Source organism: Arthrobacter sp. 01T414 (assembly GCF_056398965.1).
On sequence record NZ_JBFTQK010000001.1, the window covers coordinates 294,086 to 306,906 of the forward strand.

Here is a 12,821-nt window from a genome sequence, read left to right on the forward strand (position 1 = left end):
GAATGGACGGCGCCGCGCTCGACTTCACCCCCGGCGTCCCCCGCGCCGGGAACCTCGACGTGTCCTGGATCCACGGCTCGGAGTCCGCCAAGCACAACACGGACCCGGACATCCAGGTCCACGCCTACGATGAGCACACCTTCGTGCTGCGCCAGAACATGGCGGTCAATTACGAGGCGCCGTTCATGTTCCTGCTGTTCGGCGCCAGCCGCGCCGTGCTGATCGACACCGGCGCCACGGCCGAAGCGGAGTTCTTCCCGCTGCGCCGCGTCGTCGACGGCCTCATCGATGACTGGCTGGCCGCACACCCCCGGGATGACTACGGGCTGCTGGTCTTGCACACCCATCCGCATGGCGACCATGTTGCGGGGGACGCCCAGTTCGCGGACCGGCCCGGCACGCTCGTGGTGGATGCCGGGCAGCGCAGCGCATGGGAGTTTTTCGGGTTTGACGACGACGGCGGTGCGGGCGGCGCGGTGGCCCGGGTGGATCTGGGCGGCCGCGTCCTGGAATGCTGGCCTAGCCCCGGGCACCACAGCGCCGCCGTCACCTTCTACGACGCGGACACCGGCATCCTGTTCACCGGGGACACCGTCTACCCCGGCCGCCTCTACGTCCACGACTGGCCGGCGTTCGTCCGCACCATCGACCGGCTGATCCAGTTCTGCGCTGCGCACCCAGTAAGCCACGTCCTGGGCTGCCACATCGAAATGTCGCGGGATCCCGGCGTCGACTATCCGATCTACACCAGCTACCAGCCGGACGAACCGCCGCTGCAGCTGGCGCCGGAGCACCTCGAGGAGCTCCGGAGGGCCATCGACATGGTGGACGGACGCCCGGGCCGGCATGTATTCCCCAGCTTCGTGATCTGCCTGGACGACTGAACCGCCGCCTCGGCCGCTTCGAGGGCGTGYCTTTCGCCGCCTGCAGGATTTGCGGATACTGGAATCCAGATTCGGTGTTCCGGCAGCCGGGAAGGATGGTGGCTCATGAGCGACGCGGGGCGCTCGGCGTACCGGCGCCGGGTGGAACGGGCGGCAGAGTTGCGCTCCATCCGGGCCAGCGGCAGCACGGTCCAGGAAAATGACGAGCTCAGCGCCGCCGAGGAGGAACTCAGGCAGAAACGCGCAAAGGTAGACGACGCCGCCAAAGCCGAATACCTGATCCGTGACGCCATGGCGCAGGGTAAGTTCGACAACCTGAAATACGCCGGCAAACCCATCCCGGGCCTCGGCGAGGTCTACGATCCGGACTGGTGGGTGAAGGGCCTGCTCCAGCGCGAGAACATCACCGGACTGGGCCCCACGGCGATCTTGCTCCGCACGGAGGACGCAGAGCTCGACGAACGACTGGACGCCCAGCCGACGGAGCACCAGGTGCGGGACCTCCTTGCCGACTTCAATGCGCGCGTGATCGACGCCCGCCGGCAACTCCAAGGCGGCCCGCCCGTCACCACCAGTACCCGCGACGTCGACGCCGAAGTGGAGCTTTGGCGCGAACGCCGTCGGGCCCGGGCATCCGCCGTCGTCCCGGACGAACCGGAACCGGATCGGCCGTGGTGGCGCCGGATACTAGGCCTGGAGAAGCGCGCGAGATGACAGTTAACGGCAGTGTCCGGCGCGAACACTGCCGTGAACTGTCATCTGGGCGAGTCAATGCGCCGGGACGGTGCGGGGAGCCTTCGCGAGGTTCTCCCGCAGTTCGGCCGCGTTCTGGCGGACGACGTAGGCCGGGCGGTCCCGTTCCACGCGCCAGCTTTCGGAGAGCGGGCCGATGTTGACGGTGTCGAAGCCGAATTCGTCGTAAAGCCGTGTCACCAGCTCCGCCGCCTCGGGGAAGTCGCTCGCGGTGGCCAGGGCGCGCCGGTTCTCCGTTCCCGCCGGGCTGCCGTCCGTGGTGATCTGCGAGTACATGATGTGGTTGAAGCCCTTGGCCACCTTGGACTGGGGCAGGTGCTCCTGGAGCAGCCCCGAGGTGGTGGCGTCGCCGTTATCCAGCGCCGGGAACCGGCCGTCCCGCTCCCAGTAGTAGTTGTTCGTGTCGATGACGATCTTGCCCGCCAGCGGCTCCGCCGGGATGTCCTTGATGTTCTTCAGCGGGACGGTGACGACGGCGAAATCGCCGGCCGCCGCGGCCTCCGCCACGGTTGCCGCACGGGCACGCGGCCCGAGTTCGGCGACGAGTTCCGCCAGGGTTTCCGGTCCCCGGGAGTTGCTGATCACGACGTCGTAGCCGAGCTGGACCGCCTTCCGGGCGAGCTGGCTGCCAATGTGTCCTGCACCGATGATTCCGATAGTTGTCATATCCGGGCTAACGGCATCCCGGGCGCGGATATTTCAGGGATGGGCACGTCCCGCGGGCGGGCGCGGAGTGGGCGCGGAGCGGGCGCGGGCGAGGGGTGGCTCAGGGCCGCAGCCAGCCCTGCTCGAAGTCCGGGTGGTCGTAATAAGGCAGCGCCAAGGCCTGCAGGGAGCGTTCCATCCAGTCCAGCGACCGCGGCGCCCAGTGGGTCTCCTGAAGGGAGTCGCTGACCATCGCGGCCAGCGCCGATTGCCGCGCCGCCTCCACCACGCCGATCAGCCGCCGCTTGGCCTCGCACTCGAGCAGCAGCCGCTGTTCGTACCACTCGCCGGATTTGGACACGGTCCGGTCGTTGAGGAGTGTCCGGGCCGCTGCCTCATCCTCGGAAATGCGCTCGGACAAAAACTCGACTATGTCCACAAACCGAGGGTACGCGCGGCGGGCGGCCTTGGCATCACCCCAGCAGCTCATCCTCGTAGCACCAGCGCCAGTCCTCGCCCGGTTCGACGCTGCGCATCACGGGGTGGCCGGTCGCTTCGAAGTGCCGCGAAGCATGCGTCCCGGGCGAGGAATCGCAGCAGCCCACGTTCCCGCATGCCAGGCACATTCTGAGGTGGACCGGCGTCGTGCCTTCACGGCGGCAGTCCGCGCAGAACGGATCGGCCGGAACTTCGGGGTCGGCCGCGGACTCGAGGTGGCCGCAGACGCCGCCGGGCGTGGCGATGCCTTCGCCGCCGCCGTCGGCGGGGGTGTCCAGTTCCTCGAGCGAGATGTCCAGCATGGATTCCTCAACGTCGAGGCGGTCCAGGACCTCGCTGAGAACTTCGTGGGCGTAAGCGCCGCCGCGCCGCAACTCGAGCACCTTGGCTCGTTCCGCTTCCAGCATGGCCAGCCGCAGCTGGGCATAGCGCTGGCTGGGCGTTGCGGCCTCCGACGTCGGCCGGCCCAGCCGCTCCCAGGCCGCCAGCCCGCGCTCCTGGGTCCGGCGCTTGAGCATGGCGACGACTTCCGGCGGGTCGTTGGGGGTGCGCAGTTCCTGCAACCGCTGCACCCCGGCCGCGGTGGCGCCCTGCATCAGCGAAGCCTGGTTCAGGGCGTCCTCACGCTGGTCGGGGCCCTGGATCCGGAGCATCCTGACCAGCGCCGGCAAGGTGAAGCCCTGCAGGGTCAGGGTCCCGCCGACCACCACCATGGCGGCCAGGATCAGCACGGACCGGTGTTCCAGGTCCGCCGGGAGCACCAGCACCGCGGCCAGCGTCACCACCCCGCGCATCCCGGCCCAGGACACGATTGCGGCGAACTGCCATGGCGGCGCCGGATCCTTCCTGCGCACAGCCGGGATCAGCCGGGGCAGGTACGTTGCCGGGAACACCCACACCGGCCGGAGCAGCAACACCGCGAGCAGGATCACGGCACAGCCGGCCCAGATGCGGCCGGCACCCAGCGAATCGTCCTGGATGCCCTCGATGATGGTCCGGACCTGCAAGCCGATCAGTAGGAAAACGGAGTTTTCGAGCAGGAATTGCACCGTGTTCCAGTTGCTGCGCTGGCTCAGCCGGGCCGCGCCGTTGGGCATCGAAGGTGCCTTTGTTCCCATCACCAGCCCGGTGACGACGACGGCGAGGACACCGGAAGCGTGGATTGCCTCCGCCGGTAGGTATGCGACGAACGGTGCCATCAGCGACGTCGAGGTGTTGATCGCGACGTTCCGGATCCGCTTCCGCAGTTCGGTCAGCACGTAGGCCGCGGCGAGGCCGACCACCAGCCCGCCGCCGGCCGCCAGCACGAAGCCGCTGGCGATTCCCGCCGCGGACACCGTCCCGGCGATGGCGGCGAGGGCGGCCCGCAGGCAGACCAGCGCGGTGGCATCGTTGACCAGGGATTCGCCCTCCAGGATGGTCACGATCCGGCGGGGCATGCCCACCTTCCGGGCGATGGCGGTTGCCGCGACGGCATCGGGCGGCGCGACGACGGCGCCGAGGGCGATCGCGGCGGCCAGCGGGATTTCGGGGAACAGCCACCAGACCACGAACCCGACGGCGAGGGTCCCAAAGATGACGTAGCCGACGGAGAGCAGGCCGATGGCGCGGCGGTTGGAACCGAAATCGAAGAGCGAGGTCCGCAAGGCCGTGGCGTAGAGCAGCGGCGGCAGCAGCCCGACGAGGACCAGTTCCGGGTTCAGGTCGATAGGGGGAATGAAGGGGAGGAAGGAGCCCGCGACGCCGGCCAGGACCAGCAGCAGCGGGACGGAAACGTTGAGCTTCCGGCCCAGGGCGCTGCCGGCACAGACCACGGCCACGAGAACCAGCAGTCCGAGGGCGAGTTCCATGAGGCCATTCTGTCAGGCGGTTGTCCCGGCCGCGCCCGCGGGGGTGGCCGGAGGGGCTAGGCGGCGGGTGGCCGGGGGATGGCCGGGCGGGGAAGACGGGCTAGGAGCCGGAGGCGCTAGGCGAGGCTGTCTTCCTTGACGCGCTCGGGCTGGGCGTGCTGGGTTGCCGTTGGGCGGGCGTGCGGCGTTGCGGCAGAACGGGCCGGCGCCTGGTGGGACTGGACGTGGTGGCCGAACGGGTTGAAGCGGCTGTGCGCCAGGCCGTCGAATTCGTAGGCGGTCTCGGCGTGTTCCGAGCGATCCACGCCGGCAATTTCGGCCTCGTGGCTGACCCGGAAGCCGACGGTCTTGTGGATCGCGAGGCCGATGACCGCCGTCGCGAGGGCGGAGAGCGCGACGGTGATCAGCACGGCGACGGTCTGGGCGATCAGCTGGTGCAGGCCGCCGCCGTAGAAGAGCCCGCCGCCCTGGCCGTCAACCGGAAGGGCAATGAGGCCCAGCGCCAGCGTCCCGATCAGTCCGCCGCCCAGGTGGACGCCGACGACGTCGAGCGAGTCATCGAAGCCGAACTTGTACTTCAGGTCCACGAAGACGCAGCACGCGGCGCCGGCCACCAGGCCCAGTCCAACGGCGCCGAGGGGGCTGACGTTGGCGCAGGACGGCGTGATCGCAACGAGACCGGCCACCACGCCGGAGGCGGCGCCGAGGGAGGTGGGGTGGCCGTGGCGGATCCTTTCGACGACGAGCCAGCTGAGCATGGCGGCCGCTGGGGCAGCCAGGGTGTTGACCCAGATCAGGCCGGCCTGTTCCACCGTCGCGGCAGCGCCTGCGTTGAAGCCGAACCAGCCGAACCAGAGGATGCCGGCGCCGAGCATGACGAAGGGAATGTTGTGCGGGCGGTGTGCCGGGTCCTTGCCGAAACCGTGACGGTTGCCGAGGATCAACACCAGCACCAGGGCTGCAGTCCCGGAGCTGATCTCGACCACGGTGCCGCCGGCGAAGTCGATCACCTGGCCGAAGATGGAGCTCACGGCGCCGCCGGCGCTCATCAGGCCGCCGCCCCAGACCATGAAGGCCAGCGGGCAGTAGACCAGGGTGATCCAGACCGGGACGAAGAGCACCCAGGCGGTGAACTTGGCGCGGTCGGCGATGGCACCGCTGATCAGGGCGACGGTGATGATTGCGAAGGTTGCGCTGAAGCCGGCCTTGAGGAGTTCTGGGGAGCCCATGAGCTTGGACAGGCCGAAGCTGGCGAAGGGGTCACCGAAGATGCCCAGGACGCCCTTGCCCGTGGTCATCGAATAGCCCCAGAGCACCCACACAACGCCCACGATCCCGGCCGAGGCAAAGCTCATCATGATCATGTTCAGTGAGGCCTTGGCCCTGGTCATGCCGCCGTAAAAGAGCCCGAGGGCGGGGGTCATGAGCAGCACGAGGGCTGTTGAGACCATGATCCAGACGTTTCCCGCGGTGAGTTCCACCTGCGTTCCCTTCCAACGATTTCGCCGTACCGGGACACCTCGCCGCCGGTCCCCAACCGGGTTCAATCCTCCCGGGGCTGTGTTTCAGGCAGTCGGGCGCCACGTTGCAGGGAAGTTACAGAAATCGGCGGTTCGTGAAGGGCTCGTGTCGGGTTTGTTTCGAGGATGTAAACGGGTGCTATCCGGCGGTGTCGTTGCGGCCGCTTCGACGGTTCCTTGCGCACTCGATGATTCCAAGCGTCGAATGCGCACGGAACCGTCGAAATGGGGACCTCCAGGGGGCACCCCCGGGAATGAACGGCGATACTTGAATGTTCAATAAATCATGGACTTTGGCATCTTTACCTTTGGCGAGCTTTCCCGAAACATCAGCACAGGAGCCGCGCTGTCCCCGCAGCAGCGGTTGAAGGACATCATCGAGTTGGCGAAGCTGGCCGACCAGGCCGGCCTCGGGTTCCTGGGCCTCGGGGAACACCATAGGCATGACTTTGCCCTGTCAGCGCCGGAAATCGTGCTCGCCGCGATTGCCCGGGAAACCACAAACCTGCGGCTAGGCACGGCCGTTACGGTGCTCTCGACGCAGGATCCCGTGCGCCTCTTTGAACAGTTCGCCACGCTGGACCTGATTTCGGACGGCCGGGCCGAAATCATCGTGGGCCGGGGCGCCTTCGTCGAGTCCTACCCGCTGTTCGGCCACCGGCTGGAGGATTACGACGGCCTCTTCGACGAGAAGCTGCGGATGCTGCTGGAACTGCGGGACAGCGCCGTCGTGAACTGGCAGGGGAACTTGACGCAGACGCTGGCTGGAATGGACGTCGCGCCGCGTCCGGCGCAGGACAAGCTGCCTGTCTGGGTGGGTGTGGGCGGAACCCCGGCGAGCTTTGCCCGGGCCGGGCGGCTGGGCCTGCCGTTGTTCATCGCGCTCTTGTCCGGTCCGGCCAGGTTCCGGCGGCTCGTCGAGCTCTACCGGCAAAGTGCTCACGACGCCGGCCATGACGCTKCCGGACTGCAGGTGGGGGTGGGCGGCCACTTCTACGCCGCCCCAACGTCGCAACGGGCCCGGGACACCTTCTACCCGTACTACCGGGCGTACTTCGAGCAGAACATGCCGCGGCCCCTGGACCACTTCCCGCGCTCCACCTTCGACGAGTGGACCGAGCCCGGCGGTGGCCTCCTGGTGGGAAGTCCGCAGCAGGTCGTTGAAAAGCTGCTGGAAATCCACTCAACGCTGGGCAGCACCCGGTACATGGCTCAGATCGGACTCGGCGGCCTGCCGTTTGCCGAAACCGCGCGCTCCATCGAATTGCTGGCCACCGAAATCATGCCCGCCGTGAACCGCGAAATCGGCGCCGCCGGCTAGCCGCCGGTCCGGGCCCCGAGGCCCCCGGATAAACCCGGATAAACCCGGATAAGCCCAGCGACCGCCGAACGCGCGCCTTCGCGGCTCACTGTCCGGAATACCGGACAACATCAACGCTTGTCCCCGTGATGCAGGTCACGGAAAGTGTTCAGATGGGTGGACGAAACCATCCTGATCTTCAGTAAGGACGAGCATGCAAGCTTCGACACGAACGAATACCGCCGGGCGCGGCGTCGAGCGCCGCTCCATCGACTTCGTTCCGGAAAATGAACGGCACGGATCTCCCGGCCAGCAGTTCACGCTGTGGTTCGGGGCGAACATGCAGATCACCGCAATCGTCGACGGCGCCCTGGCCGTGCTTTTCGGCGCTGACGCGCTGTGGGCAATCCTGGGACTCCTGGTCGGCAACCTCCTCGGCGGCGCGGTGATGGCCCTGCACGCAGCCCAGGGACCCAAGCTCGGCCTGCCCCAGATGATCTCCAGCCGCGCGCAGTTCGGCGTCTTCGGGGCGGTGATCCCGCTGGTACTCGTCATCATCATGTACCTCGGCTTCGCGGCGACCGGGACCGTCCTCGCCGGCCAGGCCATCGACCAGATCACCCGGACCGGCACCCCCGCCGTCGGCATGGTGATCTTCGGCGCACTCACCGTCCTCGTGGCGACCCTCGGCTACAAGTACATCCACCTGCTGGGCCGCATCTCTACGGTGATCGGCGTCCTGGGCTTCACATACTTGGGGATCCGGCTGTTCGCGAGCCAGGACGTCGGGGCCCTCCTCGCCTCCGGCACTTTCCAGTTCCCCACCTTCCTGCTCGCCATTTCGCTGGGCGCCGGGTGGCAGCTGACCTACGGCCCCTATGTCGCGGACTACTCCCGGTACCTGCCCTCAAAGACTCCGGCGCGCAAGACCTTCCTGGCCGCGTTCCTCGGAACCGTGCTGGGCTCGCAGTGGTCCATGACGCTGGGCGCCCTGTTCGCGTCCCTCGCGCTGCCCAAGGGCCAGCGTTTCCTTGACGGTCAGGTGGCCTTCCTGGGCAACCTCAGCGGCGGCGGCCTGATCGCCGTCGTCATCTACCTCGTCATCGTGACCGGCAAGCTGACGGTCAACACGCTGAACGCCTACGGCGGTTACATGACCATGCTGACGTCCGTCACGGCCTTCACGCGCAAGTCCGACGCCTCGTCGCGGACCCGGCTCGCCTACGTGATCGGCTTCATCGGCCTCAGCGTGATCATCGCGGTGCTGGCCTCCCCGGACTTCCTGGCCAACTTCAAGAACTTCGTCCTGTTGCTGCTCATGGTCTTTATCCCCTGGAGCTCCATCAACCTGGTGGACTACTACCTGATCTCCAAGGAGAAGGTGGACATCCCGGCGCTGTACGACCCCAACGGCCGCTACGGACGCTGGAACGCGTCGGCCCTGATCTCCTGTGCGATCGGCATTGTTGCCCAGATTCCGTTCCTGGCGCAGACGCTGTACACCGGCCCGATGACCGAGTTGCTCGGCGGATCTGACATTTCCTGGCTGGTGGGGCTCGTGGTGACCGCCCTCGTGTTCTACCCCTTGGCCAAGCGGAACTCCAAGGCGCCGGCGGAAATGATCTACCCGCACGACGGCGGCCGGCTGGCCGCGGAACCGAGGCCCGGCGCGCTCGCCGGAACCCCGGTGGCCTGACCCGTCGTCGGCCTCCCGTTGCGCCGTTTCGACGGTTCCCTGCACCCTCGACGTATCCAAGCGTCGTACCGGCAGGGAACCGTCGAAACGGGCGGCCTCAGAGCCGGCTGATCTGCGTCAGATACCCGTAGTACTTGGCACCGGCCGGGCGGAGCGGATCCCCGACGAACCCAAAGTCAGGGTGCCGGTTGTTGTATGACTCGGCCGTGTCCAGGAACTGCCGGCCGACCTCCGCGCCCGATCCCTGGCAGGCTCCCTGGTCAATGCACAGGGCCACCGCGCCCGCCACCGCCGGGCTGGCGAAGCTGGTGCCGTGGTTTATGCCGTACCCGCCGGGCACGGTGGACAGAACGCACACGCCCGGCGCCGCTACCGTGTGCTCCTTGTCCCTCGCGCTGACGGCAAAGTTCGAGAAGAACGCAGGGTAGTCGTCCCGCTGGCCGATGGGGCGCCAGTCATCGCGGCCGCAAAGGCTGGCAGCAAGGCCATCGGGTTTCCCGTCAAAGTCCGCCATGGCGGTCGCGGTCAGCACCTCGTGGTAGGCCGCGGGGACCGTTCCGGCGAGGTCAGCGGCCGAGTTTCCGGCCGCGACGGCGTACGTCACGCCGGCCCTGACCGAGCGGCAGATCGCGTAGTGCATGGGGTCGGTGCCCTTGCCGCAATTGGCGGTGTCCGAGCCCGGGCCGCCGATGCTGATGTTGGCGACGGCGATGTCGTTGTCCTCGTTGTCGTCCCTGTGGGTTGAGGTCACCCAGTCAATGGCGCAGATCAGGCTCTCCTCGGTGATGGAGCCGTTGTTGGAGACCACCCGGACCGACCAGAGCGGGGTGCCCGGTGCTACGCCTATGATGCCGGAGCCGTTGTTCCGGGCGCCGATGACCCCCGCCACCGACGTGCCGTGGCCAAGAACGTCGATGGGCGTCACTTCGACAGGTTTGCCGGAGGTGCAGTCGATGCCTCCCTTGACGTTCAAGTCCGGGTGCTTGCTGTCGATCCCGCTGTCGATGACCGCCACGTTGACGGCGGAGCCATCGTCATTGCCGGCGCCGGCGCGTACGGCGTCCTTGGCGGCTTCCGGATCGCCGCCGATCCGCTGCCACCACAACGGGGCGATCTCGGTGTTGGGTTTGGCGGGCTCTTCGGGTTCCTCGAAGTGCCGGCCGAGGGTGACGAAATCGACGCTGGGATCGGCGGCGAGTCTCCTGGCCTGGCTGGCGGTCATGGTGCCGGAGTAGCCGCTCACCGCGCTTCGGTAGACGTTGGATCCGCTGAAACCGAACTTGGCCTGTTGCGCCGCGGCCACGGCCCCGGCATCGCCGGCGCCGTCCTTGAGTACGACGATGTAGCTCTGTGCCGGCTCGGCTGCGGACGACGGCGCGGCGGCTGCAAGGCTCCCGCCCGTAGCCAATGCGCCCGTAGCCAGCGCGAGGGCGGCCAGCCCGCCCACGAAGCGCCGGGTGCTGTCCGGCGGGGGAGCGGCGGCGCCGTTCCGGGGCCGGCGCCAGCCGGGATCCACGAATGTTTTTCGCACGTGCGGGAAAAGCTTGCGGACAGTGTTAAACATCGTGGCCTCCCAGTAAGCATGGTGCTTTTCGAGTGCCCCCCGTGCATATCGTAGGCCTTGCAGCGCGGAAAAATCAGGGGCAATCGGACTTCGAGCCCGGGTTCCGGCGGCATCGTCGGCTACGCCAGCGGGGTCTCCAGGCACCGTTCGCCGGCATTCCAGGTGCTTGAGGTGCCCAGCTCCAAGCACAGCCGGGACATCCGGCCGGCTATGGCGCGGGCGTTCCGGACTGCCAGCCGGGCCTGGAAGTCGGCGATGACGGTGGGAAACAGGCGCAGCCGAATGGGCGTTCCGCCGTCGGCCTCAAGCAGGAAGATGAAGGAAAGGTCGTTGCGCTCCTCGGGGTCCACCGCGTAGTCATCAACAAAGTCGCCCGCACCGTAGATGATCGGCCGGCCTCGGTACACCTCGACGCCGCGGAAGATGTGCGGCGAATGCCCGAACACGACGTCGGCGCCCGCTTCTACCATCCGCCGCGCCAGCGCGCGGTGCTCGGAAGGGGCGTCGGAGCCCCAGTTTCCGCCCCAGTGCGCCGAAACGACGAGGAGTTGGACCTGCGCCTTGGTCCGCTCCAGCAGGCCCAGCAGCTCCCCGGCCCGCTCACCTGCCCGTTCCCCGGCCCGTTCGCCGCGGTCCGGAACGGGGACGTAGAACACGCCCGGGGAACCGGGCGCCGCCTCCCAGTCCGGCTGGTTATCGGTAAACGCCACGAACCCGACGGCGGTGGAGGCCGCCCTGAGAATGGCCGGCCGCCGGGCTGAAGCGAGGTCGGTGCCCGCACCCGCATGCAGGATCCCGTGCCGGTCCAGGGCGGGCAGCATCTCGCGCAGCGCCTCCGGTCCGTAGTCGAGGACATGGTTGTTGGCCAGCGACACCAGATCGATCTGCGCAGAGACCAGGCTGCGCACATTCTTCGCGTCGCTGCGAAAGGTGAAGACCTTGCCGGGCTCGGGACTTCCGCCGTCGGCAAGCACGCATTCGAGATTGGCGATCCTTAGATCCGCCCGCCGCAACACCGGCAAGGTGTCACCCCAGGGGTAGGCCTGGGCGGCGGTCTTCAAACGTTCGTTGACCAGCCGGCCGAGCATGACGTCGCCCAGGAATGCGATCTGCATGGCACCAGCATGGACCGCCGGCCGGGGAAGCGAAAGGACGACGGCGGCGGACGCTCGCGCCGCTTTCCGCCGGCCGGCCTGGCGGACCTCGGAAGGCGATGGGCGGTTTCCGGGGCGTCAGCGTGCTGCGGACCGGCGGGAGCGTCCGGCCTTGGGGGGCGCCGAAGCGAAATGGTGCCCCAAGGCAACGGAGGCGGACCTGGCCGCCTCCGACACGGCGGGACCCAGGCGATCGACGTCGGCCACGGTCACCCGCTGCGTGGGGAAGCCGACTCCGAGGACGCCGGCGAGCTCGCCGGTGTGGTCAAAGACCGGCGCGCTGATCGAGCCGACGTCGCTGTTGCGCTCACCAAAGGCTGCATAGAAGCCCTGTGCGCGCGCCTGCTCGACCTGCTCGTCCAGGACTTCCCAGCTTGCGGGCGTGTTCGGGGTAAACCTCGTCAGCTCCATGCCGGTGAGCGCTTCGCGCGCCCCCGGGTCAAAGGCGAGGAAGATCTTGCCCGGCGCCCCGGCATGGATCGGCATGACCTGCCCCACGCGGAACGGGCGCATCACTACATGGCGGGTCTCGGCGACGGCGACGACCGTCCGGAACGCTCCGTCCCGGATGTAAAGACAGGCCGTTTCGCCGGTCTCGTCCCGGAGCTGCTGCAAGATGGGGCGCACGATGCGGACGATGTCCAGCCCGAACGTCCCCGGGCTGGCCCACTGGACCAGGCGCAGGCCGATCCGGTAGCGGTCGCCGTCGCGGTCCAGGAACCCCTCGCGGACCATGTTCTGCACGAGCCGCTGGCAGGTGCTGGTGGGCAGTCCCGTCTGGCGCGCAATCTGCGCCAAGGTGGGGTCCGGTTCCTCCAGCGAGAAACAGTTGAGGATTTCGGTGACCTTGCCCAGGACGAGCAGCGGGGTCGATCCGGTGCCCTGTTCTTTTGCCAACGCGGTCTTTTCCTTTGATCGGGGCGGATCCTGCCGTCCGTTTGCTGCGTCGAGCGCCCG

Annotated in this window: 11 protein-coding genes; 4 read left to right on the forward strand and 7 right to left on the reverse strand. The window is 68.0% G+C overall.

The features are described 5' to 3' along the window. Window positions 1-2 precede the first annotated feature (2 nt). Together AC1DK9_RS01360 and AC1DK9_RS01365 are read left to right on the forward strand one after the other, a co-directional pair. A complete protein-coding gene (locus AC1DK9_RS01360; protein ID WP_476914784.1) occupies window positions 3-884 on the forward strand; it encodes an MBL fold metallo-hydrolase in 882 nt (293 codons plus the stop codon). Between the two features lie 105 nt (window positions 885-989). After that, window positions 990-1,598, forward strand: a complete 609-nt coding sequence (locus AC1DK9_RS01365; RefSeq protein ID WP_476914785.1) for a DnaJ family domain-containing protein — start codon at window positions 990-992, stop codon at window positions 1,596-1,598. Between the two features lie 54 nt (window positions 1,599-1,652). Here the strand turns inward: AC1DK9_RS01365 and AC1DK9_RS01370 are convergent, their stop codons facing one another. The 4 genes from AC1DK9_RS01370 to AC1DK9_RS01385 all read right to left on the reverse strand — a co-directional run bounded on the left by AC1DK9_RS01370 (window position 1,653) and on the right by AC1DK9_RS01385 (window position 6,111). Continuing rightward, window positions 1,653-2,303, reverse strand: coding sequence for an NADPH-dependent F420 reductase (locus tag AC1DK9_RS01370; protein WP_476914786.1), 651 nt, complete (start codon window positions 2,301-2,303; stop codon window positions 1,653-1,655). A 100-nt stretch (window positions 2,304-2,403) separates the two neighbouring features. Next, on the reverse strand, window positions 2,404-2,721 hold the full coding sequence (locus AC1DK9_RS01375) for a DUF6221 family protein (RefSeq protein ID WP_476914787.1): 318 nt from the start codon (window positions 2,719-2,721) through the stop codon (window positions 2,404-2,406). A 34-nt stretch (window positions 2,722-2,755) separates the two neighbouring features. Continuing rightward, the gene (locus tag AC1DK9_RS01380; RefSeq protein WP_476914788.1) at window positions 2,756-4,630 is read right to left on the reverse strand and encodes a Na+/H+ antiporter; all 1,875 of its coding nucleotides are present in this window, start codon (window positions 4,628-4,630) and stop codon (window positions 2,756-2,758) included. Window positions 4,631-4,746: 116 nt separating this feature from the next. After that, on the reverse strand, window positions 4,747-6,111 hold the full coding sequence (locus AC1DK9_RS01385) for an ammonium transporter (RefSeq protein ID WP_476862182.1): 1,365 nt from the start codon (window positions 6,109-6,111) through the stop codon (window positions 4,747-4,749). A gap of 325 nt (window positions 6,112-6,436) precedes the next feature. On the opposite strand from AC1DK9_RS01385, the gene AC1DK9_RS01390 reads away from it, so the two are divergent. Then, a complete protein-coding gene (locus AC1DK9_RS01390) occupies window positions 6,437-7,471 on the forward strand; it encodes an LLM class flavin-dependent oxidoreductase (RefSeq protein ID WP_476914789.1) in 1,035 nt (344 codons plus the stop codon). A gap of 193 nt (window positions 7,472-7,664) precedes the next feature. Continuing rightward, entirely contained in the window at window positions 7,665-9,146 is a 1,482-nt protein-coding gene (locus AC1DK9_RS01395) for a purine-cytosine permease family protein (RefSeq protein ID WP_476914790.1), read from the forward strand. 97 nt (window positions 9,147-9,243) lie between these two features. Here the strand turns inward: AC1DK9_RS01395 and AC1DK9_RS01400 are convergent, their stop codons facing one another. The 3 genes from AC1DK9_RS01400 to AC1DK9_RS01410 form a co-directional block, all read right to left on the reverse strand. Then, window positions 9,244-10,710, reverse strand: coding sequence for a S8 family peptidase (locus AC1DK9_RS01400; protein ID WP_476914791.1), 1,467 nt, complete (start codon window positions 10,708-10,710; stop codon window positions 9,244-9,246). Window positions 10,711-10,829: 119 nt separating this feature from the next. Then, window positions 10,830-11,825, reverse strand: a complete 996-nt coding sequence (locus tag AC1DK9_RS01405) for a CapA family protein (protein WP_476914792.1) — start codon at window positions 11,823-11,825, stop codon at window positions 10,830-10,832. Window positions 11,826-11,942: 117 nt separating this feature from the next. Beyond that, window positions 11,943-12,761 (reverse strand): IclR family transcriptional regulator, encoded by an 819-nt coding sequence (locus AC1DK9_RS01410; protein WP_476914793.1) that lies wholly within the window; start codon window positions 12,759-12,761, stop codon window positions 11,943-11,945. Window positions 12,762-12,821 lie beyond the last annotated feature (60 nt).